Here is a 23,180-nt window from a genome sequence, read left to right as displayed (position 1 = left end):
GGTGCAAAAGTAAGATTATTTTTCTGAACCACCAACGCTGCAGTAAAATAAAAAAGGCTGCCTCGCGGCAACCTTTCATCATTAAATACCTGAAAAAATTTAATCTTTGATCACTTTGAAGGATTGTTCAGTCTCCGCAGTTTTAACTTTTACGATATAAACGCCTTTCGGAAGTGTGTCTACATCGATGTTTTTCGCTTCTGCTTTTACTGATTTCACCAGTTTGCCGTCAACCGACCAGAACGAAACCTCAGTAACTGCCTGACCATCTGAATTGATGTGCAGAATATCTTTCACAGGATTAGGATACAACATCATTTTCGCTTTCGAGGCCGCAGAGACACCGAGTTTCTCTTCTACAGTCACGGTGTAGTCTTCCGCCTGGCCAAAACCCGTGTTGGTTCCTGCCGCAAGTGTACCAGCGGAGAAACAAGGATTTGGATAGAATGTAGAACCAAAGTTTTTCTTAATCCGCATTCTCGTATTTCCTAAAAGTGCGCCGGCCGGAACTACAATGTTGCCAACGGCTTCTTTACCATCAACACCCGTAGATCCTACAATCTGAAGTGTAGTTGCTGCTGTATCAAAATAGGTTTCGCCCGCATCCAGAAAGTCGCCATCCTGATTCCAGTCGATAAACACAATGAATTTATTTGTAAATCCACCATCGGTATTCCCTTGAAGTCTGATTTCAAATGTGCCGTCCTGACGAACAGTCGCTATCTTGTCCAGGAATAGTTCGTGCGCATTGGTTCCACCCACGGCAGCTGCTGAAGTGTTCGTCATGCCTCCAAAAGATACTGAAGTGATCGGTTCCACACCGTTGGAATACACCAGCGGGCCACAATATGGTGCAAACGGATTTGCAGAAGTGGTGAAGGAATAGGTTGTACAGCCTGTGGCAGCACCGGCTCCGTTTTTAGCAATTACTTTCCAGTAATAAGTGGTTGATCCGGCCAGTCCGGTGGCATTGAAGGTGGTAGAAGTCGAATTTCCAATCAATGTGGTAGGGTTGGGATTCGTGTCCAGATAGATATCGTAACTTTCTGCAGTACTTCCGGTTGCCGGTGCGGTCCAGGTCAATGGGACCGGAGCCGTATAGTTAATTCCCGTGGCGGCGTTTGCCGGTGAAACGGGAGTAGCACAGTTTGGCGCGGTTCCTGCCGGCACGGTTACCGTGATGTTATCTACATACAGCGCAGCACCATCATTTCCTACATATTGAAATGCGATCTTCACGTTAGGTTTGCCCGCGTATGCAGCCAAATTTACCGTTACGGGATTCATCACCCAATTGGTAAAAACGCCGAGATCAACTTCTGACCAGACCTGAGTCCAGGTGGCGCCGTTGTCCGTTGAGACTTTTATAAAAACATCATAATTATTCTCGGGCGTAACTGCCCAGTAATAGCTTAATCCGATCTGCGCTTTGAGCACAAAATTCGCATACCCGGTAAAGTCCAGTGAAGGACTTACCAGCATTTCGTTCTGAGCGGCCGGAGCGGGATCATAATTTACAGTTGCTCTGTAATCGGTTCCTCCTAAAGGGTCTTCAACGTGCCAGGTTTCCGCGGTATTGGTTTGTATTACCGTCCAGGTCGCGGGTAGTGTTCCGGTCTGAAAGTTTTCTGAGAGCAAAGTCTGGCCAAAGCCAAACATTGGGATTGCCCACATAGAGGCAAATAGTAGAATTTTTTTCATAACTAAAATTTTTAGGGTTACACATCTACCAAATGTAACAAACACAAATGAATTACGCAATATAAGTTGGGATTATTTTACAAATCCGCACTTAATTTTAAAATTAGTTATGGATTTCATAAGACTGTACTACCGGCTAGCAGACCGTTTGTGCAAAAAATACAATGAGTGAAATCGAGTTCAGGTTCGTTATCTTTTATTAAAGGCGTTACGTTGCTTGTGGGAACAGGTATTCAAATCAAAAAAACACGCCGTACTTTCTTATTCGGGAGTCTGGAAGTTGAACGTAAACCATAAACCGTAAATCACCAGCTTTACAGGACAAATCTGTGATTTTGCCATTAACGCAGAGAAACACGCAGCCGTAACAGCACATTCACTTTGATCCGCAAACTTTTAATAAAAAATTTTGAGACTGAAAGAAAACAGAAAGGCAGGTCAAAAATCACAGTTCGACCGAAACGTCCTCTTTTTACTAAAGAAGTTTTTTTACGTAAACTTATAAGTATAAGTGGAGGTTAGTTAAGTGATATCGGGTGTCAGTTTTTTTTCGGAATATCCAGCTTTACGCGTAAATTTTTCAGCATATCTTTTACCATCGCGCTCATATCGAAATCATAAGTTAAACCCCAGTCTTTTTTCGCCACCGAATCATCAATCGAAGCCGGCCATGAATCCGCGATCGCCTGTCGGAAATCCGTTTTATAGTCTACCGTAAAAGCGGGTATTTCCTTTTTGATCTCTTCCGCAAGCTCTTTTGGGGTAAAGGATAAGCCGCCTAAATTATAGGAAGTATGTACACTCAGGTTTTCCTGTGGCGCTTCCATTAGATTTAAAGTCGCTTTAATCGCATCATCCATATAAAGCATAGGCATGGCTGTATCTTCACTTATGAAACTCGTGTATTTTTCGTCTTCCAGAGCATCATAAAAAATTTCGACGGCATAATCTGTAGTTCCGCCGCCGGCCGGAGTCTTCCATGAAATTAAACCTGGATAGCGGATGCTGCGGACATCTACACCGTAATGGTCGTGGTAATATTCGCACCATTTCTCGCCGGCCATTTTAGAGATTCCATAAACCGTGGTAGGATTTAAAACCACATCCTGACCCACATTATTTTTCGGAATTCCCTTCCCAAAAACCGCGATCGAACTGGGCCAGAAAATTTTCTGCAGCAGACCCTCTTTTGCCATTTCACAGAAGTTGATCAGCGGCTCCAGATTAAGTTTCCAGGCGAACAGTGGCTGCTTTTCCGATGTGCCGCTAAGTAAAGAAGCCAGGTGGTAAACTGTGGTGATCTCATAATCCTTGATCACCTGCCGCACGAGCTGGGTATTTGTAACATCCATTCTTTCATAAAATCCGGCCGAAGTAAGATTCTTGTCCCAGCGGTCAAGGCCGGAAGCGACAACGTTTTCCGCCCCGTGTATTTCTACAAGTCGGTTTGTGAGTTCTGTACCAATTTGACCGAGTGCACCGGTGATGAGAATTTTTTCCGTTTCGGATTTCATGTGAAAATTTTTAGGTTGCACAAATTTAAAAAAAATTACGCGGGCATTGGAAATACTTCTTGCATGCCGGCCTGTTTTTGTAATTTTTATATAAATGGCGGTTTGCTCCGATTTATATTCATCATTTTCTAAATTTTTTATTAATGGCGTCCGAAAAAATATAAATTCCTGCCCAAATTATCGGGCTTTTCTTATTTTTGAGAAAATTTCGCACATGAAAAAATTCCTCTTTCTTTTTTTCTGGTTACCGCTTGTTACATTTGCCCAGTTCACTGATATTAATATTATAAAAGAAATTCACACCAAGGATAAAGGACTTGTGGTTTCTGCACATCCGCTTGCCAGTGAAGCCGGCGCGAAGATCATGAAGATGGGCGGAAATGCATTCGATGCAGTAATTGCCACGCAGTATGCACTTGCCGTTGTTTATCCGCAGGCCGGCAATATCGGTGGTGGCGGTTTTTTGGTTGGTGTAAAAAATAATGGTGAAAAATTTACACTCGATTTCCGCGAGACCGCACCCGAACGCGCCTCACGGGATATGTATCTTGATAAAAACGGCAGGGCAAATACAGATCTATCCCAGAACGGACGGCTTGCAGTAGGTGTGCCGGGCTCTGTGGCAGGATTTTTTGCAACATTGAAATATGCGAAACTTCCGATGGAAAAACTGATACAACCGGCAATCGACCTGGCAGACAATGGTTTTGCACTTACCGAAAAAGAGGCTAACCTACTGAATAGTGAAAGTAAGAACTTCGATGAATACAACAGAAAAACCACGGTTTTTCAGAAAAATTTGCCGTGGAAAGCAGGTGATATTCTGGTTCAAAAAGATCTTGCGGAAACTTTAAGAAGAATCCAGAAATCAGGAATGAAGGGTTTTTATGAAGGTGAAACCGCACAACTTATTACAGCGGAAATGAATAGAGGGAACGGAATAATTACTTTAAATGATCTTAAAAATTACCGCGTTGCCGAAAGAAAACCGCTCATCTTTAATTATAAAGGACACGAAATTATGTCCATGCCGCTGCCCTCGAGCGGTGGAATTTTGTTGGCACAAATGCTGACCATGAGCGGCTTCGAAAATATTGGAAAATACCAGCATAACTCTACTGCAGCTACCCAGATCATGATCGAAGCGGAGCGGCGTGCATTTGCGGACAGAGCAGAATTTATGGGCGATCCGTCCTTCATTACAGATATGACAGAAATGTTGATATCCAGGGATTATTTACAAAACCGCTGGAAAACCTTTAATAAAAACTCAGCAACGCCAAGCGCAGCAGTGGGTAAAATTACTGCACAGCAGTCGGAATCTACTGAGACCACGCATATTTCAATCATTGATAAAGAGGGAAATGCAGTGGCCGTGACCACGACACTCAACGGTTTGTATGGCAGCAAAGTAATGGTTTCGGGCGCAGGATTTTTTCTGAATAATGAAATGGATGATTTCTCTGTAAAGCCGGGCGTACCAAATATGTTTGGTGCAGTGGGTGGCGAGGCCAATTCAATTCAACCCGGAAAAAGAATGCTGAGTTCCATGACGCCAACGATTGTGCTGAAGAACAGCAAACCTTACATAATTGTCGGAACGCCGGGCGGAACTACAATTCCCACATCGGTGTACCAATCTGTTGTGAATACCATTGATTTTGGACTCAGTCCCAATATGAGCGTGAACATGCCGAAATTTCACCACCAGTGGCTGCCGGAATCGGTGATGGTCGAAAAAGGTTTTCCCGAAACCACGATCGCGGACCTCGAAAAAATGAATTACAAAATTGAGCGCGTGCAGCAAATCGGGCGTACTGAAATGATTGTGATCGATGAAAATGGAAATGCAGTTGCAGTTGCCGACGGCCGTGGCGATGACAGCGTGGCTGCAGAATAATACAGGAAAAACTAAGTAATGCAGGAAGAACATCACAAAAAGTTTATCAGAGAAAAAATACTTTCGTATAAACCGGATTTCGACCCGGAAGTGTTAAAGATTGGTGCAGACCTTTTCCGGGTGCGCCAATGTTCTGCGGGCGACCGCATACTGAAAGCTGGCGAGATCTGCGCCAATATTTTTATGGTACAAGACTCGATTACGCGCTGCTATTTTGTAAACAGCGATGGTGATGAGAAAACAATTTGGCTGGAACCCGAAAAAACGGTGATTACGGACTACGAAAGCTTCCGCACACTGGCACCGAGCAAATGCGATATTTACTGTTACGAAGATTCCGCCGTGTATGCCATCGACAGACAAAGCCTCATGACACTTTACGCGCAATACCACGACTGGGCGCTGTTTGGGCTGCAGGTGATGGAAGAACATTACTGTAATGTGCTTCACTTTCGGGATATATTCAGTTTTAACAGCGCTTCGGATAATTATGCACTCATAGAAAGTTACTGTGCGCGGTATCTGGATGTGGTGCCGCTTAAACATCTAGCATCCTGGCTGAACATTTCGGCTGTACATTTATCAAGAATAAGGAAAGAAAAGCGAAATAAAGAGCTGGGTTAACATATGTTAAGAAGAATATTTGCAAAGTATTTTATCTTCGCAGAGATTCTTAGAACACGATGAAAAATTTGATTACGCCAGCAAACTTGCCTTTGTTGTATAGTTTTCTTCAATGTTTTAGTTTTGAAGTGATACCGATACAGCAAACGGCTGAGTTTTCTGATTCAGTTATTTGCCGGCAAGTTTTTTCAGCATTCCGTTAAAGATAAGTCCGTGAAAAGGCAATACGGAATACCAGTAAAGTCGTCCCGATAATCCAAGTGGCCGGAATGTGGCTTCCTGATGCAGAACACCATTCTTCACGCGGAATTCCAGCCAGGCTTCGCCCGGGACTTTCATTTCAGCAAACAGCAAAAGCCTTTTTTCAGCCTTATCTGCAAACAGTACACGCCAAAAATCTACAGAATCACCCGCTTCAAGGCTGCTGTAATTTCGCCGCCCACGGTTCAGACCAACGCCACCGAAAAGTTTATCGAGAAAACCACGTATACGCCACAGAAAATCAGCGTAATACCAGCCGGTTTTTCCACCGATGCTGAAGATACGCTCTACAGTTGCCTGTTCATCGTCCACTTTTATTTCGCGTATGTCCTTGTAGCAACCCTCATCGGGGACTTCCAGGTACTGCCAAACCTGCCGGGTATGAAACTGGTTGCTAAATGAATCGTACCAACTGGAAAGCACATCATTCTGCTTGATCTTGTCAAAAGCCATACGGATCGCTTCACTGTAAGAGAAAAGGTGTATGCCGAGCTTTTCTGCAAGATTGTTCTTTTCCGCAACTACGTCAACCTTCATGCTGTAAACCAAATGCTTGGCAAGGAAATAACTTGTAGAAGTTACGAAATAAAGCCAGTACGATGACAGACGCGGCGTCATGACCGGAACTGTATAAATATGCCGTTTCAGCCCACGGATTTCTGCGTACTGCAGCAACATCTGCTTATACGTTAAAACATCTGTTCCGCCAATGTCGTAATGCTGATTGTAAGTAAATTCTTTACCTAAAACACCCACCAGAAACTGCATCACATTCCGTATTGCAATGGGCTGGCATTTGGTATTGAGCCACTTCGGCGTAATCATAATGGGCAGCTTTTCAATAAGATCGCGAATGATTTCGAATGAGGCACTTCCGGAGCCAACTATGATGCCGGCGCGCAGCGAGGTTAGACTGTAAACAGGACTTTGCAGCGCTTCTTCTACATTCTTGCGGGACTTCAGATGTTTCGACAGTTTTTCTTCATTAATGATACCTGTTAAAAAAACCACTTGCTTTACCTGGGTTTTTTCAAGAGAGTTCTTAAAATTTTCTGCAGAAATTTTTTCTTTTTCCATGAAATCGCCATCGCTCGAAGTCATGGAGTGGATCAGGTAGTAAGCCGCTTCGATATCCTTCGGAATATTTTGCAGTGTTTTCTCATCCAGAAAATCGTTTTCTACTACTTCTATCTGATCAAGGTTATTTTTAAAGAGGTGAAGACTGAAGCGGTTTTTATCGCGGACAGAACATACCACTTGGTGGCCTTCCTCCAAAAGCTGTATGAGCAGTCTTTTGCCGATATAACCAGTAACGCCGGTGAGAAAAATTTTCATGAGGTTAAGTATTTTTCGAGAATAGTGTAGCGACTTTTAAAAATAAATATTACTTTATTTTTTACAAAACTGCCCGCAAAAATATCGCCAAAAATTCCGAAAGGCATTTTGAAATTTACAATATCGGTCATCTTAACCTTTCCGTCCGGCAGTTCTTCAAAATGATGCTCGTGGTGCCACATCGCATAAGGTCCGAAACGCTGTTCATCTACGAAAAACTTTTCCTCTTCAAAATGAGTTATTTCTGTAATCCAGTTTGATTTTATAAATGGTAAAATCCCAATTTTATAGGTAATGATCTGGCCTCTGTATGTTTTAGGTGGTGGACTGTTTGTGATCTCGAATGCCATTTCCTTTGGTGTGATCTTATCCAGATTCGTAGGAACGGTAAAAAATGCCCAAGCTTTTTGCAGAGAGATCGGCAGAATCTGCTCAGAGGTCAGCGTGTAAATGCCGGATTGTTTTTTAAGACTGATCTTCATCATTTTATTTCGTAGCAAAAGGTTTTTTTGTCTTTAAATATTCAAATACCAAAACAATAGCGTAGAGCAGGGTAAAGCAGTAGAAACTGTCTTCCAGCGGCATTGTTCCCACACGTATTCCCAGATTTTCGGAGTTGTCGTAATACACAACCGGGTTATCGGAATAACTGCCTGTAAGTGCGCAGTTTACAAAATAAAAAGGGATATAAATAAAGATAAAACTTATATAGAAACGCCGCGCATATTTCCATTTGTAAATGAGCTGCAGCAACATTAAAACAGTAAATAAACCAAGACAGCAAAAGGTGTATATCTTATCATAATTATAAACGGTAAGCGCCAGACCGATCATAAACAGAAGGTAGGTGACCGCCTGTGCAACCTTTGCCGGCAATATGACTTTAGGAAAAAAATATTTTAAAGAATAATGAATGAAAACACTTGCATACGGAATCAAAAGAAAGAAAAGCCACTCTTCCAGCGGTAATTTCAGCAGCCGCACGCCGATCAGGTATTCATCATTAAATCCCCATACATTCCGGTATGCAAAGTAACTGTCCCAGAGTATAAAAAAAATTCCCACGGAGAATATCGCCGTGAAATAAGCTTTCCAGTGTTGAATGAAGTGCATTCTCTTCTTTTCAAAACTAAACAGAAACGGGATCAAAAAACTGAAAACATCTAAAAGTAAATAGTAATAAGACTGCAAAATTTATTTTTTTTGAATTGATAATCGCGCTTCCCGAAAATATTTTAATGGCACGAACAACATACCGAAGCATTCGCCCTCTTCCTTCCCCAAATGTTTATGGTGCATTTTATGCGCTTTCCGTAAACCGCGCAAATACCAGTTGTTCGTATTGTCGAACCATTTGAAACGGCGGTGGATCAGCACATCGTGGATCAGAAAATACGCCATGCCGTACAGCAGAATTCCCAGGCCTATAAAAAACATGGCATTAATTCCGTCCCGCGTTCCGAAGTAAAACAAAAGCATAGTCGGGATTGCGAACACCACAAAAAAAGCGTCATTTTTTTCGAAAACATGTGGATATCCGGGTTGGTGATGATCCTCGTGAAAATACCAGCCCAAACCATGCATCACAAATTTGTGCGTGAGCCAGGTAACGCCTTCCATCAGTACGAAAACACCCAGAGTAAGCAGGATATATGCTGTAATTTCCATTTTATAGATTTAAATATTGCTGAATGTACACCTTCAAATCACTGTCCGGCGTATTGCGGTATTCTCTGATGAGGAAATTCCGGTCTTCCGCAATATGTTGGTTATAACCCAGGATCCGCGGTGCATTTTCCTGCGTGATCAGGCGCATCAGGCGGATCTCCAGATTTTTTGGATCTGCTTTTACCGCATTTTCAAGTTTAGCTTTTCCTTCATTAAAATAAGACATTTTCTTCAGCGGGTTAAAGGCGTGTTTTGCCATATAGAAATTGCCTACTGCCAGAAAGCCACCATATAAAGGCTCGCCGGTTTTTTCAAATGCTGCTGTAGATTTTTCTATCAGAAGTTTTGCTGATCTCTCGGAGTTTTCGCCGGATTTCAGCATCGTTCGGTATTCTTTTAAATTTTGTGACAGCATGATTCCCGAAATACTTAAAAAAGCCGTTACTGCAATTCTTTTCATTAAAGGAGATTCAAATTTTTGTTGACGATCATTTCGCCGAAAAGATACATTTTTCTCGCGTTCGAAACGCGGATTCTTTTGGTCATCAAAAGTTCCGGTTTAGTTCTTTTTATTTTTTTTAAAAGATTAAAGTAATATTTAAAGGCCATGAAAACCGCGAGTTTGCTGGATATCGGCAACATTTTAATCCCAATTTTTGCGTGTGCAAAATCGTTTGCAATATCTTTTTCAATGGTCATTTTATCTTCCAGCGAAAAGTTGGCAAAATCTACCCCGGGAAAATATGTCCGGTTGAGATCATTAAAATCAGCATTGATGTCGCGCAAAAAATTGATCTTCTGAAAAGCAGCACCAAGGCTTTGTGCGTAAGGTTTTAATTTCTCATATTCCTCCTCGTTTCCATTTACAAAAACTTTCAGACACATTAAGCCCACCACTTCAGCCGAGCCATAAATATATTCCTGGTACTTTTCGTCGTTCAGGTTTTTAATTTCACCCAGATCCATTTTCATTGAATGCAGAAACGCATCCACCAGATGCTGGGGAATGTTTTTTTCACGCTGCGTCAGGCAAAACGAGTGCAGAATTGGATTCATGGAGATTCGGTTTTCCTGTGCCGTTTTGTAATTGCTTTCAAACTCAGCCATCAGTTTTACCTTATCGTAATCGTGAAAGGTATCTACGATCTCATCTGCAAATCGCACGAATCCATAAATGTTGTAGATATGCTGCCGGATTTCCGGATGAAAAAGCGAAGATGCCCGAAAAAATGACGTACTGTATTTCGCAGTGACCATCTTCGATGAAAGTCCGCACAGCGAGTTGAAAATTTCTAGATTATTCATGGGGAGAAAAATTGTGCTTTTGTTGATGTAGAATATAATCGGTTACTACTTTTCCGGAAATTAATGCCGGCGGAACTCCGGGGCCGGGAACGGTCAGTTGGCCGGTGTAGAAAAGGTTCTTGATTTTTTTGTTACTGATGCCCGGCCGCAAAACCGATGTCTGTAAAAGTGTATTTGCCAAACCGTACGCGTTACCGCGGCAAGAGTTATACCGTTCTTTAAAATCCTGCACCCCGAAACTTTTTTTAAAGCGTACCGAACCCCGCAAGTCTACGCCCACGTTCTTTTGTATGCGGTCCATTATCAGCTCAAAATACCGCTCGTGGATCTCCGCATTATCCTCCAGATCAACCGCCACAGGAATCAGGAAAAATCCCACTTCTTTTCCCGGCGGACATAAATCCGTATCGGTTTTTGATGAAAAATTCGCGTAAAACAAAGGGTTTGTCGGCAGTTGAGGTTCATCATAAATTTCAACGGCATGTTTCCCAAAATCGGTATCAAAAAAAAGATTGTGGTGCTGGAGTTCCGGAACCTTTCGGTCGAAAGCTACATAATACAGAAAGGCAGAAGGTGCAAAAACTTTCTTTTGCCAATATTCAGGCGGATAATTTTTTTCTGTTTTCGTTAAAAGTTTTTCGGTATGTGCGTAATCTGCCCCGGAAATTACAATATCTGCGCCAAAAATTTCGGATTTTGTGCGGACTGCTTTTGCCTGGTTATTTTCAGTTTCGATGCGGATCACTTCCTGATCCACAAAGAATTCAACACCGAATTCTTTGGCAAGTTTTACCATTCCCATTGCTACGGCGTTAAATCCACCTTTCGGATACCAGGTTCCCAAACCGAAATCTGCGTGATTCATAAAGTTATAAAATGCCGGCGTGTTCTGCGGTTTTGCTCCCAGAAACAGAACCGGAAATTCCAGAATGCTCTGCAGTTTAGGATTCTTAATGTTTCGGCGCACCGTTTGCGAGATATTTTGCATAAACAGATGAACTCTCATCGCGGTGTCCATGTTAACAAGTTCCAGGACAGATTTTCCGGGATTGTATACAAGGTCCTTCATTGCAATCTCGTAATTTTTCCGGGAAGCCTCCATGAATTTACGCAGATGTTTGCCGCTTCCGGGTTCTACTTCTTCAAACTTTTCAATGATTTTTTCGGGCTCATCGGAAATGTCGATATAATCATTTTCACCAAAATAAACTCTGTAGGCTGGTGACAGTTTTTTTAACTCATAATAGTCGGAAACTTTTCTGCCGAAATCAGCAAAAAATCTTTCAAAAATATCCGGCATCCAGTACCAGCTTGGCCCCATATCGAATTTATAACCATCGATTTCCAACAGAGAAGCGCGACCGCCAAGCTGCTCGTTTTTCTCCAGGACCGTCACGGAATGATCTGCCTGCGCCATATAACAGGCTGCAGCGAGGGCTGAAAATCCGGATCCGATGATGACAACTTTTTTCATGACAGTAATTAATGGAACAAAAATATACTTTTATTTTTAAAATGGAAAATATTTTTACTAATTTTGTCCAATATATTTATTGAAGTTATGAAAAAAATAAATGAACGTAAGGAACAAATCTTAGATTTTTATTCAAAATATGTGCTGCGGCATAATGAAAAGCCACTCAATGTTTATACTTTCTGCGAAAACCATAATATGAGCGAAGTTGAGTTTTACAGTTTTTACGCAGGTCTCGAACAGTTGGAAGAGGATTACCTGCGCTATTTTTTCCGCGAAAGTGTTGTGCTGCTGCTGACAGATGAAAGTTATCCGGGAGATTCTGCGAAGAATAAGCTGCTCTCTCTTTATTATACGTTTTTTGAACAGCTCACGCTCAATAGAAGTTTGGTCATTTATCTTATAGATGGACGAGAAAATAATCTCGCAGCACTGAAAAAAGTGTGGACTCTGAAACCCGATTTTACAGAATTTGTGAAAAGTCTGGAACTTTCTGTACCTCTGAGTGATATCGACAGTGAAAATATGCTGCGTCTGGAAAAATTAAAAAATAGAAGCCTGGAAGAACTCATCTGGGGAAACTTTCTTTCCGTGTTGAAATTCTGGCTTGATGACCGAAGTCCAAACTTTGAGAAGACCGATGTTTTTATAGAGAAATCTGTCGACACGGGTTTTGAACTTTTAGACGTAAAACCTTTAAAGAAACTTCTGGATCTGGGCAAATTTCTATTTAATGAAAAAGTAAAAAGCCATTAATGAAAACACTGAACAAAATCCCCACAGGTAAGATCGAACGCGCCACCAAACTGATTTCTACAGGCGCAAAAGTGGGCGTGAATTACCTGAAATATTACGGCGATAAAATCACAAAAACCAAAGTTGAAGCCAAAGATGCTTTAAATAAAAATAATGCAGAAGACATTTACGACAGTTTAAAGGAACTGAAAGGCAGCGCACTGAAAGTCGCACAGATGCTCAGTATGGAAAAGAATATCTTACCTGCCGCGTATGTGGAGAAATTTTCGCTGTCTCAGTTTCAGGTGCCGCCGCTGTCCGGACCTCTTGTAAATAAGATCTTTAAAAATTATTTTGGCCAAAAACCTGCTGAACTTTTCGACCGCTTTACTATGGAATCCACAAATGCTGCGAGTATCGGTCAGGTTCACAAAGCCTGGAAAGATGGCAGGGAACTCGCCGTGAAGATTCAGTACCCGGGTGTTTCCGACAGTATTTCTTCGGATTTGGCGCTCGTTAAACCGATTGCCATGCGCATGTTCAACATCAAGGGAAAAAATTCTGATCAGTATTTTAAAGAAGTGGAAGATAAACTCCTGGAGGAAACAGATTACGACCTTGAACTCCGCCAGAGTGTAGAGATCAGCAAAAGTTGCAAACCACTCGCTGATATTACTTTTCCTACTTACTATCCCGAACTGTCCAACGACCGCATTATTACTATGGACTGGATGCACGGGCGACACCTTTCCACCTTCTGCGCGGAAAATACCAATCCTGAAGCGGCCCGCAAAATAGGGCAGGCGTTGTGGGATTTTTATATGTTTCAGATTCATCATTTGAAAAAAGTTCACGCCGATCCGCATCCCGGCAATTTTCTGGTGTCACCGGAAAACACTTTAACAGCGATTGATTTTGGCTGTATGAAGACGATTCCGCAGGATTTTTATATTCCATATTTTGAACTTTCGCGCCGCGAAAATTTAAACAATAAAGTTTTTTTTGATCAAAAACTCCGTGAACTCGAGATCATACGACCTGATGATTCTGAAGATGAAAAGGAATTCTTTACAACCATTTTTTATGAGTTGCTGTATTTGTTCACAACGCCTTTTCAGGAGGAAAAGTTTGATTTTGCGGATCCCGCCTTTTTTTCCGCACTCGCAGATTTAGGCCAGAAATACGCGAAAAACACGCAGCTCAAAGGCAAGAACGGCAACCGCGGCTCACGGCATTTCATTTACATGAACCGGACGTTCTTTGGCCTCTTCAATCTTATGAATGAGCTGAAAGCGCAAGACATCGTTATTGATAATTACAAAAACTTTATTAAAAGTGATATTAAGCCCTGAACAAACCAACCGTGTCATTGAGATGGCGTGGGAAGACCGAACCCCGTTCGAAGCCATTAATTATCAATTTGATCTTAATGAAAAAGACGTGATCACGCTGATGAGAAAAGAGCTGAAAAGAAATTCTTTTAATTTATGGCGTAAGCGTGTCAACTCGGGCGTAAGCCACAAACATTTGTTTAAAAGAAGTGCCGGAATTTCTCGTTTTCGCTGCTCCCGGCAGAGAATGATCACCGGCAATCACATCAGCAAAAGATAAAATTGCCGACGAACTATAAAACATAATCAATGAAAAATATACTTATTGCAGGAGCGGGCCGCGGAATTGGGTTTAAGACCGCAGAACTTTTGAGAAAAGAAAATCTCTACATCATTTCCAGAACGCTTACTGATGAACTCCACGCGCTGAATACAAAATTTTTTGAAGCTGATGTCGCCTTTGATCCAAAGGATGATTTGAGCCTGCCAGAAGAATTACACGGACTTGTTTTTTGCCCCGGATCCATTAAACTGAAACCTTTCAGCCGTTTTACGGAAGAAGATTTTTTAGCGGATTTCCGGCAGAATTTCCTGGGTGCGGTGAAGGTCATACAGAAGTGTTTGCCGGCTTTAAAAAGATCCGGTTCGGCAAGTATCGTTCTTTTCAGTACTGTAGCTGCGAAAGTCGGAATGCCTTTCCATACGTCGATATCCGCGAGCAAAGCGGCGCTGGAAGGTTTTGCGAGGAGTCTTGCAGCGGAAGTTTCCGCTTTTAATATTCGTGTAAATGTCGTTGCGCCTTCGCTGTCTGATACGGATTTGGCGGCACAACTTCTTTCCACTGAAGAAAAACGCGCGGCTTCGGCAAAGAGACATCCTTTACAGCGAATTGGTTTGCCCGAAGACAGTGCGCAGGTCGCTGCATTCTTAGTTTCAGAGAAAAGCTCCTGGATGACAGGTCAGATTATTGGTGTTGAAGGCGGTTTGGGAAATATTAAATTATAGTGATGGTGAATTTCAATTTTTTTATTGATGTTTTAAAAGAGATCGATTCTTTTGAGAAAGCGCAACCCACAGCCGCGTTTACAGTTGAGGATTTCCGCCAACATCTGAACCGCAGAGCTTACGAAAAAGAAGCGCCTAAAAATCTTGCGGAGAAATTTGAGCTGGAGGTTTACGATCTTGAAAATGAGATTGCGAAACAGGTCATCATGCTTGGTCGCTATTCAAAACAGCTGATCCGCAAAGCTTTGGCCGAAAACCCCGATCTGGTCAACGAGGATTTTACTTATCTTTTCCGTTTAATGGACTACGATTCGCTGACAAAAATGCAGCTTATTGAAAAGAACGCGCACGAAAAACAAACAGGAATAGAAATTATAAAACGTCTTGTAAAAAACGGTCTCTTGTGCGAAAGTCCTGACAAAGATGATAAAAGAAGCACGCGAATTTCAGTTAGCGAAAAGGGCAGGACGGTCTTTTTGAAGACCATGAAAGATATTACTGTAGTCTCTAAAATCATGTGCGGAAAACTGTCTGTTCAGGAAAAGGAAGAACTTTTGCATTCACTGAAAAAGCTCAATACTTTTCACCACACTGTGTATCTGAACAGTAAAAATGAGGCACTTCAGGAAATTTTAAAAATGGTTGAATATGCGGAATGAAATCTCGGTTTTCTGGTTTCGGCGGGATTTGCGCCTGATTGATAATCACGGACTTTTTCAGGCTTTAAACTCGGAAGAAAAGGTTCTGCCGGTCTTTATTTTTGATACCGATATTTTATCGCAGCTTGAAAATAAAGAAGACAGACGTGTGGATTTTATAGTTCAGGCGCTGGAAATGCTGAATGATTTTTTAGAGAATAAAGGGAAGGCAATTTCTGTTTTATACGGAAAACCGTTAAATATATTTAAAGACCTCACTGAAGAATTTGAAATTAAAAACGTCTTTGCCAACGAAGATTATGAACCTTATGCGATACGCCGTGATGATGAGGTTCGAAAGTCTTTGGAATTAAAAAGTATTGGTTTTCAATTATTTAAAGATCAGGTGATTTTTCATAAAGAAGATATTCTGAAGGCGGATCAGTCACCGTACACGGTTTTCACCCCATACTCAAAACAGTGGCTCATTAAATTTAACGAAAAAGAAACCGAACATTATTTCAGCGGGAAACTGTTAGAGAATCTCCTCGATCAGAAAAGGGAAAAAATCTCATGGCAGAAACTTGGTTTTTCGCCAACCGGATATAAATTCGAGGTTCCGCAGATTAATGCAGAAATACTGCAAAAATACCACGCTACCAGGAATCTTCCTACCATAGAAACCTCGAAAATGAGCGTACATCTGCGGTTTGGTACTATAAGCATCAGAACATTGGCAAGAGAAGCGGGAAGCTTGAGCCAGACCTATTTGAAAGAACTCATCTGGCGCGAATTTTTTATGCAGATCATGTATCATTTTCCGAAAGTGGTACACCATTCCTTCAAAACGAGATATGACCAGATCGAGTGGCGTTTCGATGAGGCTGATTTAAAAAAATGGCAGCAAGGCAAAACAGGTTTTCCACTGGTAGATGCCGGAATGCGTGAACTGAACGCAACCGGATTTATGCATAACCGTGTTAGGATGGTGTGTGCAGGCTTTTTTACCAAACATCTACTGATGGACTGGGGGATTGGCGAAGCCTATTTTGCAGAAAAACTTCTGGATTATGATTTATCGGCCAATAACGGCAACTGGCAGTGGAGCGCCGGCAGTGGCTGCGATGCGGCGCCTTATTTCAGAATTTTCAATCCGGAATCGCAGCAGAAAAAATTCGATCCTGAATTTATATATATCAAAAAGTGGGTGAATGAATTTGGCACTTCCGCTTATCCCAAACCGATGGTCGACCACAAATTCGCGCGGCAACGCGCTCTGGACGCGTACAAAAGTGGTTTGGCAGAAGAATAATAACTTTGAAAACTTTTTTTAAATCAGAATTTTTAAACTTTTCGGCAGCACTTTGATGTGGATGGGCGACGGAATTTCGCGATATTCACCATCGAGATGCCAGGCGCTGCTGTCCGTGGAGAAGCTGATTTCCGGCACCGAAAGGTAAGTGACTTTTCGGTCCTGCTTTAATTTTCCTGTAAACATTTTCAAGGCGAACTGAGTGCCGTATAAAAGTGAGAACTTTTTTACAAGAACAACCTCGGCCAAACCGTCAACCGTACTTGCGTGTGGCGCGATAAATGCGTTGTTGCCGAACTGGCGTGTATTGGCAATATTCACCATCAGATAATCGCCATTGTGTTTTTGAAATTCAGGCGCAGTGAACTTTACTTTAAGCGGTTTAAAATTGAAGAATGTCTGAATGGAAACTTTAATATAATTGGCGAAGCCCCGACTGGTTTTCTCAAAATTCTTTGCCACTTCGCCGTCGAAACCTGTGCCAGAAACGTTAATTGAAAGTTCATCATTCACTTTAAAAGTATCGATCTCGCGGAAATCCCTGGTATTTATTTTTTTTAGAAGTTCTGCCAGATTTGTGCTGAAATCAGTTTCCCGTGAGAAGCCATTGCCCGAACCGGCAGGAAAAATCCCAAGAATTTTATCGGTGTTAATAAGTTTTTTTGCCACCGAAGAAATAGTGCCGTCGCCACCAACTGCCACAAACACATCCACCTTTTCGAAATGATCAGCTATAAACTGTTCCGTTCCATGCACGGAATCTGAAATGTAAATTTGCGGATCTGTAACTTTCTGGCGCAGCGCCTCCAGAAACGGTTCGTAATTTTTGTGTGCCGAAAACGGATTGATGATAAACGCGACTTTTTCCATGGGTTGCAAAAATAGAGAAACAAGTTGACAAAGCGTTTGCTAAGGTTAGTTCAAATCCAGTTTTTTCTTGAAATCTGCAGTCAGAAATGGTTTTATATCCGTTAGTGGAACTTTGATCAGCACTGTGCCGGCAGCGTACGCCGTAATCTCGTATTGATTGTACAGAAAATACAGATTTTCAGCATCGAAATAAAAATTTTCTGTCAGCGGAATTTCCTTTACCAGCAGCATTTTACTCTGTCCTTTTTCCAGGTCGTTATTCAGGAAATTGTCCATGAGAATTCTGCCCCAGATTTTCTGGTTCTGCACCTTAATGATATCCGAAAGATGAATAGTTTTGTTTTTCTGAAGGTCAAAAACCTTATAGAATTCATAATAATAGCCGTGTGCGCCACCGGTAAATCCATCGCCGGAATATTTTATGGTGAGGATATTTCGGTCATTCGAAAAAACCTTCATTCGCGAACTGTTGCTCCAGATCTGTTTTGAAACAGGTGTATACTGCGCCAGCGATTTCCTGGTGTCGGTATAGAATTTCTCTTTTTGATTTTCTGCCGCAGCGAGCAGATCGGCCTTGGTGAAATTTTCTGCGTGAATGTTTTCGCGCGCATAAATAGAATCGAGCAGAGCCTTGTTTTTAACAGTCGGAAATACAAGCAGTGATTTTTCAAAACTTGCCGTGAGGTTGGGATTCAATGCAAGAGAATCGTTGATTTTTACAGAATCGACCACGAATTGAGGTATGCGGCGTAAAGAATCTTTTTGGGCAGCAGGCGGCTCCGTAGAAAGCACGGTTGATTTTTTACAACTTATTGTACATGCGAAAAGGGCCGCCGAAACCAGAACTAAATTTTTCATCTTTAAAAGTAATGAAAAAGAATTTATCCGGAAAAATAGAATTTAACTTTAAAGATAAAAAGTCGATACCGGACGTTATACGAAGGTCAAAAAAAAGCTGCTCCCGGAAGAACAGCTTTAAGTAAGTTTTAATAAGGTTTACACGTCGATTTTTGCATAGATCGCGTTCTTCTCGATAAAGTCGCGGCGTGGCGGTACTTCATCGCCCATAAGCATCGAGAAAACGTTATCGGCATCAGCCAGCGAATCGATGGTGATCTGTTTCAGAATTCGGTTGTCCGGATTCAGCGTGGTGTCCCAAAGCTGCTCAGGATTCATTTCCCCAAGACCTTTGTACCGCTGCAGTTCCACGCCTTTTCCGTCCGGCGCCATTTCCAGCGTTAATTCCTCGCGTTCTTTTTCGTTGTAAGCATATACCTTTTTATTGCCTTTTTTCAGCAGGTAAAGCGGTGGCTGCGCTATATAGATGTAGCCGTTCTCGATCAGTTCCTTCATATAACGGAAGAAGAAGGTGAGGATCAAAGTCGAAATATGCGAACCATCGATATCAGCATCGGTCATAATCACGACTTTGTGATATCTTAATTTGCTGATGTTTAATGCTTTGCTGTCCTCTTCCGTTCCTACTGAAACACCGAGTGCCGTGTAGATATTTTTAATTTCTTCGTTATCGTAAACTTTGTGAACCATTGATTTCTCCACGTTCAGAATCTTACCACGCAGCGGAAGGATCGCCTGGAAATGTCGGTCACGGCCCTGTTTTGCAGTTCCACCTGCGGAATCACCCTCAACAAGGAAGAGTTCAGAGATCTCCGGATCTTTTGACGAGCAGTCGGAAAGCTTTCCGGGCAATCCACTTCCGCCCATCGGGGATTTGCGCTGTACAAGTTCACGTGCTTTTTTCGCAGCCTGTCGCGCTTTGGCAGCCAACACGACTTTCTGCACGATAATTTTGGCTTCGTTAGGATTTTCCTCCAAAAAGTTCGATAGCATTTCGCCTACGATCTTATCAACCGCACCGGAAACTTCGGAGTTACCAAGCTTTGTTTTGGTTTGGCCTTCAAACTGTGGTTCCATCACCTTTACAGAAATCACGGCGGTCAGTCCTTCACGGAAGTCATCACCGGTCACTTCAACTTTTTCTTTGGCGGGAAGTCCGAGTTCATCCGCAAATTTCTTCAGGGTTCTTGTTAAAGCTCTTCGGAAACCTGCCAGGTGCGTTCCACCCTCGTGAGTGTTGATATTATTCACATAAGAATGCAGATTCTCTGTATATGAGGTGTTGTAGCGCATGGCGACTTCTACGGGAATATCATCTTTGTCACCTTCCATAAAGATCACATTGTTCATGATGCTTTCGCGGTTCCCGTCGATATATTCTACAAATTCTTTTAAACCGCCTTCGGAATAGAAGACTTCATGTTTTACCACACCTTCTTCGTCTACAAGCCTCTCATCAGTCAAAGAAATACTGATTCCTCTGTTCAGAAATGAAAGTTCGCGCAGGCGGCTCGCCAAAGTATCGTAGCTGAAAACGATCTCCTGAAAAATGCTGTCATCGGGCTGAAAGAAAACTTCGGTTCCTCTTTCATCGGTCACGCCAATCTCGGTAACAGATTCCAGCGGTTTTCCGACAGAATATTTTTGCTGATACACCTTGCCGTCGCGGTTTACAGTTGCCACAAGAGAGGTTGAAAGCGCATTAACCACAGAAACACCAACGCCATGCAGACCGCCGGAAACCTTATAGGAATCTTTATCGAATTTACCACCTGCGCCAATCTTGGTCATTACAACTTCGAGCGCGGATTTCTGTTCTTTCTCATGCATGTCTACAGGAATTCCGCGGCCGTTATCCTTTACGGTAATGGATTCTCCCTCGTGTATGGTGACTGAAATAGTGTCGCAATGTCCGGCTAAAGCTTCATCAATTGAATTATCTACGACTTCGTAAACTAAATGGTGCAAACCACGAACTCCCACATCACCGATGTACATTGAAGGTCTTAACCTTACGTGTTCCATGCCTTCCAATGCCTGGATGCTGCTCGCTGTATATTCTTTTTGGCTCATAATATTTTTATTTGTCGTAGGGATTTCTGCCCCGACATTTCTTCTGAATTTTAATTAAATTTTGGTTTAATTTTCTACCTTTTGTATGAAGTCAAAAGACCCACAAATATACTGAATTTTGTTGGAACAGGAAAGTAAACAAACCGTAAAATATGCGGCATAACGTGCAAAAAAAATCCCCAAAAAACTGAGGATATTTAATTGTAGGAATTGCTTTTTACAGGACTTTCATATAAACCTGGTCATCGGTCTTTTCCACTTTAACCAAATTATATTTTGTTAAGTTTTTCGTGGCTTTGTCCCACTTTTTTCCGGAAAGCTGGCTTTTTTCCTTTACCAACCCCAAGGTCATTGTTTCTTGCTGGGATTTCAGGATCTCAAGAATCTTTTTTTCATCGTCGTCCAGCTCAAATGCCGGTGCAGATTTTTCCGGTTTCATTTGTGGGAAAAACAGGACTTCCTGAATTGATGGATTATTGGTTAAAAACATGATCAAGCGGTCCATGCCGATTCCCATGCCGGAAGTAGGAGGCATGCCGTATTCCAGCGCACGCAGAAAGTCTTCGTCTATAAACTGGCCGGCTTCATCGTCGCCTTTTTCGGCGAGTAATAACTGGTCTTCAAAACGCGCTCGCTGGTCGATCGGATCATTTAATTCGGAGTAGGCATTTGCGATTTCTTTTCCACAAACCATTAATTCAAAACGTTCGGTCAATCCTTCTTTGCTGCGGTGTTTTTTTGTTAATGGCGACATCTCCACAGGATAATCTGTGATGAAAGTCGGCTGTATAAAATTACCTTCACATTTCTCACCAAAAATTTCATCGATGAGTTTTCCTTTGCCCATTGTTTCATCAACCTCAATTCCGATTGATTTTGCAAAATCAAAAAGTTCCTGCTCGGATTTTCCGGTAATGTCGAAACCCGTGTATTTTAATATGGCCTCAGTCATCGAAACTCTTGCATAAGGCGCTTTGAAGCTGATTTCCTGCTCGCCAAACCTGGCATCTGTTGTGCCGTTTACTGCGATGGCGCAATGTTCGATCATTTTTTCGGTAAAATCCATCATCCAGTTGTAGTCTTTGTAGGCTACATAAATCTCCATCACGGTAAATTCCGGATTATGCGTGCGGTCCATGCCTTCATTACGGAAGTTTTTCGAGAACTCGTACACGCCGTCAAAACCACCCACGATCAGCCTTTTCAGATATAATTCGTTGGCAATTCTCATATACAACGGAATATCCAGCGCGTTGTGGTGCGTCATAAAAGGTCTTGCAGCAGCACCGCCGGCAATCGCCTGCAGAACAGGAGTTTCTACCTCGATATAACCTGCATCGTTGAAGAACTGACGCATTGCATTGTAGAGTTTCGTTCTTTTCAGGAAAGTTTCTTTTACATGAGGATTTACGATCAGATCAACATAACGCTGTCTGTATCGCAGTTCCGGATCGTTGAAACCATCAAAAATATTTCCGTCGGCATCAACTTTCGGTAATGGCAGCGGACGCAAAGATTTAGTTAAGATTTTGAAAGCAGTTACTTTTACCGTCATTTCGCCCACCTGTGTTGTAAAAAGTTCACCTTCGATACCGATGATATCACCGATATCCAGAAGATGTTTGTACACCTCATTGTACAGCGATTTATCCTCACCTGTGCATATTTCATCGCGGTTGAAATAGACCTGTATTTTTCCTTCGGAATCCTGCAGTTCGGCAAAACTTGCTTTACCCTGAATCCGGCGGCTCATCAGGCGGCCGGCGATGGTAACTTTTTTACCATCTGCAAAATTTTCTTTGATGGATTTGGTGGTGTCTGTAATTTTATATTCTTCCGCTGGAAACGCGTTGATACCCATTTTTTCAAGGGTCTGGAGTTTTTCCCGGCGTATGATTTCCTGTTCTGATAACTGCATTATTTCGGCATTTTTTTAAGAACGCAAATTTACGAATATTTTTGCAGAAATTGGAAAGATTGCAAAGTCCGCACGATTGTAGATTTACCCGCTAAACAGTTCGAAACCCGGCGACAATTTTTTTGGGTTGATGAAAGTCATTCCTTATAACCATTACAAATTGAGAACTGCGGTTACTATTAACGGAAATTATGGCTAATTTTACAATGTGAAAAAGTGGATCGTTTATCTGTTTCTCTTTGCATACCTCTCTACCTTCACAGAGGTCAACCAACTGACGAAACTTCCGAACCTCATTGAACATTACGTTTCGCATAAATCCGAAAATCCTGAACTTTCACTCGCCGATTTCCTTATAATCCATTATGTTGACGAGCAGCAGTTAGATGCAGATTACAGGCAGGACATGAAATTGCCGTTTAAGACGCATGACTTTTCCTCTGTTTCCGTTACGCCGAATGTGCCACCCGAAAAGCAATTGCTGAAAATCGAACGGCTGATCTTCGTGGAGGAATCAACCAATTTTTGTTATTCTGATCATCGGTATCCTTCCATCTTAATTCCTATTTGGGAACCTCCCAAAATTTAATTCAAAGTCTTTCTAAAACCTGATGACCGCCGGATCTGTTGATTTCGGTCCCCGTCGCCTGTATCTTGG

The 23,180-nt window shown here is 42.1% G+C and carries 22 protein-coding genes; 9 read left to right on the top strand and 13 right to left on the bottom strand.

The window, feature by feature from the left end:
* Nucleotides 1-99: 99 nt before the first annotated feature.
* Together H562_RS0104135 and H562_RS0104130 are read right to left on the bottom strand one after the other, a co-directional pair.
* Nucleotides 100-1,701 carry a GEVED domain-containing protein gene (locus tag H562_RS0104135; protein ID WP_084466323.1) on the bottom strand — a complete coding sequence of 534 codons (1,602 nt, stop codon included), beginning with the start codon at nt 1,699-1,701 and terminating at the stop codon, nt 100-102.
* 539 nt (nt 1,702-2,240) lie between these two features.
* Nucleotides 2,241-3,215: an NAD-dependent epimerase/dehydratase family protein gene (locus H562_RS0104130; protein ID WP_027376347.1), complete on the bottom strand. Its 975-nt coding sequence runs from the start codon at nt 3,213-3,215 to the stop codon at nt 2,241-2,243.
* 214 nt (nt 3,216-3,429) lie between these two features.
* Here H562_RS0104130 and ggt point away from each other — a divergent pair, with 214 nt between their 5' ends.
* Together ggt and H562_RS0104120 are read left to right on the top strand one after the other, a co-directional pair.
* Nucleotides 3,430-5,115, top strand: coding sequence for a gamma-glutamyltransferase (gene ggt / locus H562_RS0104125; protein ID WP_027376346.1), 1,686 nt, complete (start codon nt 3,430-3,432; stop codon nt 5,113-5,115).
* Nucleotides 5,116-5,133: 18 nt separating this feature from the next.
* Nucleotides 5,134-5,739 carry a Crp/Fnr family transcriptional regulator gene (locus H562_RS0104120; RefSeq protein WP_027376345.1) on the top strand — a complete coding sequence of 202 codons (606 nt, stop codon included), beginning with the start codon at nt 5,134-5,136 and terminating at the stop codon, nt 5,737-5,739.
* A 168-nt stretch (nt 5,740-5,907) separates the two neighbouring features.
* Here the strand turns inward: H562_RS0104120 and H562_RS0104115 are convergent, their stop codons facing one another.
* The 7 genes from H562_RS0104115 to H562_RS0104085 are packed head-to-tail and all read right to left on the bottom strand — an operon-like array spanning nt 5,908 to nt 11,782.
* Nucleotides 5,908-7,335 (bottom strand): SDR family oxidoreductase, encoded by a 1,428-nt coding sequence (locus tag H562_RS0104115; protein ID WP_027376344.1) that lies wholly within the window; start codon nt 7,333-7,335, stop codon nt 5,908-5,910.
* Nucleotides 7,332-7,820: an SRPBCC family protein gene (locus tag H562_RS0104110; protein WP_027376343.1), complete on the bottom strand. Its 489-nt coding sequence runs from the start codon at nt 7,818-7,820 to the stop codon at nt 7,332-7,334. Before H562_RS0104110 ends, H562_RS0104115 begins: the two co-directional genes overlap by 4 nt.
* 1 nt (nt 7,821) lies before the next feature.
* Nucleotides 7,822-8,526: a lycopene cyclase domain-containing protein gene (locus tag H562_RS0104105; RefSeq protein ID WP_027376342.1), complete on the bottom strand. Its 705-nt coding sequence runs from the start codon at nt 8,524-8,526 to the stop codon at nt 7,822-7,824.
* Nucleotides 8,527-8,529: 3 nt separating this feature from the next.
* Nucleotides 8,530-9,003: a sterol desaturase family protein gene (locus tag H562_RS0104100; protein WP_027376341.1), complete on the bottom strand. Its 474-nt coding sequence runs from the start codon at nt 9,001-9,003 to the stop codon at nt 8,530-8,532.
* Nucleotide 9,004: 1 nt separating this feature from the next.
* Complete coding sequence (locus H562_RS15330) at nt 9,005-9,463, bottom strand: hypothetical protein (RefSeq protein WP_051190389.1); 459 nt, start codon at nt 9,461-9,463, stop codon at nt 9,005-9,007.
* Nucleotides 9,463-10,308, bottom strand: coding sequence for a phytoene/squalene synthase family protein (locus H562_RS0104090; protein WP_034690639.1), 846 nt, complete (start codon nt 10,306-10,308; stop codon nt 9,463-9,465). Before H562_RS0104090 ends, H562_RS15330 begins: the two co-directional genes overlap by 1 nt.
* On the bottom strand, nt 10,301-11,782 hold the full coding sequence (locus H562_RS0104085; protein WP_027376339.1) for a phytoene desaturase family protein: 1,482 nt from the start codon (nt 11,780-11,782) through the stop codon (nt 10,301-10,303). The genes H562_RS0104090 and H562_RS0104085 overlap by 8 nt, the downstream gene beginning before the upstream one ends.
* Nucleotides 11,783-11,869: 87 nt before the next feature.
* On the opposite strand from H562_RS0104085, the gene H562_RS0104080 reads away from it, so the two are divergent.
* From H562_RS0104080 to H562_RS0104055, 6 genes are read left to right on the top strand one after another with little or no spacing between them, the layout of a single operon-like run.
* A complete protein-coding gene (locus tag H562_RS0104080; protein WP_027376338.1) occupies nt 11,870-12,538 on the top strand; it encodes a TetR family transcriptional regulator C-terminal domain-containing protein in 669 nt (222 codons plus the stop codon).
* A complete protein-coding gene (locus tag H562_RS0104075; RefSeq protein WP_027376337.1) occupies nt 12,538-13,869 on the top strand; it encodes an ABC1 kinase family protein in 1,332 nt (443 codons plus the stop codon). The genes H562_RS0104080 and H562_RS0104075 overlap by 1 nt, the downstream gene beginning before the upstream one ends.
* Nucleotides 13,853-14,128: a TIGR03643 family protein gene (locus H562_RS0104070; protein WP_027376336.1), complete on the top strand. Its 276-nt coding sequence runs from the start codon at nt 13,853-13,855 to the stop codon at nt 14,126-14,128. The genes H562_RS0104075 and H562_RS0104070 overlap by 17 nt, the downstream gene beginning before the upstream one ends.
* A gap of 29 nt (nt 14,129-14,157) precedes the next feature.
* The gene (locus tag H562_RS0104065; RefSeq protein WP_027376335.1) at nt 14,158-14,853 is read left to right on the top strand and encodes an SDR family NAD(P)-dependent oxidoreductase; all 696 of its coding nucleotides are present in this window, start codon (nt 14,158-14,160) and stop codon (nt 14,851-14,853) included.
* 2 nt (nt 14,854-14,855) lie between these two features.
* Nucleotides 14,856-15,512, top strand: a complete 657-nt coding sequence (locus H562_RS0104060) for a MarR family winged helix-turn-helix transcriptional regulator (RefSeq protein WP_051190387.1) — start codon at nt 14,856-14,858, stop codon at nt 15,510-15,512.
* The gene (locus tag H562_RS0104055) at nt 15,502-16,803 is read left to right on the top strand and encodes a cryptochrome/photolyase family protein (RefSeq protein WP_027376333.1); all 1,302 of its coding nucleotides are present in this window, start codon (nt 15,502-15,504) and stop codon (nt 16,801-16,803) included. The genes H562_RS0104060 and H562_RS0104055 overlap by 11 nt, the downstream gene beginning before the upstream one ends.
* An 18-nt stretch (nt 16,804-16,821) precedes the next feature.
* Here the strand turns inward: H562_RS0104055 and H562_RS0104050 are convergent, their stop codons facing one another.
* The 4 genes from H562_RS0104050 to lysS form a co-directional block, all read right to left on the bottom strand.
* Complete coding sequence (locus H562_RS0104050; protein WP_027376332.1) at nt 16,822-17,673, bottom strand: diacylglycerol/lipid kinase family protein; 852 nt, start codon at nt 17,671-17,673, stop codon at nt 16,822-16,824.
* Nucleotides 17,674-17,718: 45 nt separating this feature from the next.
* Nucleotides 17,719-18,531, bottom strand: coding sequence for a DUF3298 and DUF4163 domain-containing protein (locus H562_RS0104045; RefSeq protein WP_027376331.1), 813 nt, complete (start codon nt 18,529-18,531; stop codon nt 17,719-17,721).
* Nucleotides 18,532-18,669: 138 nt separating this feature from the next.
* Nucleotides 18,670-20,604 carry a DNA topoisomerase (ATP-hydrolyzing) subunit B gene (gyrB, locus tag H562_RS0104040; RefSeq protein ID WP_027376330.1) on the bottom strand — a complete coding sequence of 645 codons (1,935 nt, stop codon included), beginning with the start codon at nt 20,602-20,604 and terminating at the stop codon, nt 18,670-18,672.
* A 217-nt stretch (nt 20,605-20,821) separates the two neighbouring features.
* Nucleotides 20,822-22,522 (bottom strand): lysine--tRNA ligase, encoded by a 1,701-nt coding sequence (gene lysS, locus H562_RS0104035; RefSeq protein WP_027376329.1) that lies wholly within the window; start codon nt 22,520-22,522, stop codon nt 20,822-20,824.
* 208 nt (nt 22,523-22,730) lie between these two features.
* On the opposite strand from lysS, the gene H562_RS14625 reads away from it, so the two are divergent.
* On the top strand, nt 22,731-23,111 hold the full coding sequence (locus tag H562_RS14625) for a hypothetical protein (RefSeq protein WP_051190385.1): 381 nt from the start codon (nt 22,731-22,733) through the stop codon (nt 23,109-23,111).
* Nucleotides 23,112-23,180 lie beyond the last annotated feature (69 nt).

This window comes from Kaistella palustris DSM 21579 (assembly GCF_000422265.1).
Lineage (GTDB): Bacteria > Bacteroidota > Bacteroidia > Flavobacteriales > Weeksellaceae > Kaistella > Kaistella palustris.
The sequence above is the reverse complement of the archived record's forward strand: the minus strand, read 5'-3'. Positions and strand labels throughout refer to the sequence as shown.

Coding starts and splice junctions, on each gene's coding strand:
- H562_RS0104135 (WP_084466323.1), bottom strand. CDS start 1,701: ATGAAAAAAATTCTACTATTTGCCTCTATGTGGGCAATCCCAATGTTT.
- H562_RS0104130 (WP_027376347.1), bottom strand. CDS start 3,215: ATGAAATCCGAAACGGAAAAAATTCTCATCACCGGTGCACTCGGTCAA.
- ggt (WP_027376346.1), top strand. CDS start 3,430: ATGAAAAAATTCCTCTTTCTTTTTTTCTGGTTACCGCTTGTTACATTT.
- H562_RS0104120 (WP_027376345.1), top strand. CDS start 5,134: ATGCAGGAAGAACATCACAAAAAGTTTATCAGAGAAAAAATACTTTCG.
- H562_RS0104115 (WP_027376344.1), bottom strand. CDS start 7,335: ATGAAAATTTTTCTCACCGGCGTTACTGGTTATATCGGCAAAAGACTG.
- H562_RS0104110 (WP_027376343.1), bottom strand. CDS start 7,820: ATGATGAAGATCAGTCTTAAAAAACAATCCGGCATTTACACGCTGACC.
- H562_RS0104100 (WP_027376341.1), bottom strand. CDS start 9,003: ATGGAAATTACAGCATATATCCTGCTTACTCTGGGTGTTTTCGTACTG.
- H562_RS15330 (WP_051190389.1), bottom strand. CDS start 9,463: ATGAAAAGAATTGCAGTAACGGCTTTTTTAAGTATTTCGGGAATCATG.
- H562_RS0104090 (WP_034690639.1), bottom strand. CDS start 10,308: ATGAATAATCTAGAAATTTTCAACTCGCTGTGCGGACTTTCATCGAAG.
- H562_RS0104085 (WP_027376339.1), bottom strand. CDS start 11,782: ATGAAAAAAGTTGTCATCATCGGATCCGGATTTTCAGCCCTCGCTGCA.
- H562_RS0104080 (WP_027376338.1), top strand. CDS start 11,870: ATGAAAAAAATAAATGAACGTAAGGAACAAATCTTAGATTTTTATTCA.
- H562_RS0104075 (WP_027376337.1), top strand. CDS start 12,538: ATGAAAACACTGAACAAAATCCCCACAGGTAAGATCGAACGCGCCACC.
- H562_RS0104065 (WP_027376335.1), top strand. CDS start 14,158: ATGAAAAATATACTTATTGCAGGAGCGGGCCGCGGAATTGGGTTTAAG.
- H562_RS0104060 (WP_051190387.1), top strand. CDS start 14,856: ATGGTGAATTTCAATTTTTTTATTGATGTTTTAAAAGAGATCGATTCT.
- H562_RS0104055 (WP_027376333.1), top strand. CDS start 15,502: ATGCGGAATGAAATCTCGGTTTTCTGGTTTCGGCGGGATTTGCGCCTG.
- H562_RS0104050 (WP_027376332.1), bottom strand. CDS start 17,673: ATGGAAAAAGTCGCGTTTATCATCAATCCGTTTTCGGCACACAAAAAT.
- H562_RS0104045 (WP_027376331.1), bottom strand. CDS start 18,531: ATGAAAAATTTAGTTCTGGTTTCGGCGGCCCTTTTCGCATGTACAATA.
- gyrB (WP_027376330.1), bottom strand. CDS start 20,604: ATGAGCCAAAAAGAATATACAGCGAGCAGCATCCAGGCATTGGAAGGC.
- lysS (WP_027376329.1), bottom strand. CDS start 22,522: ATGCAGTTATCAGAACAGGAAATCATACGCCGGGAAAAACTCCAGACC.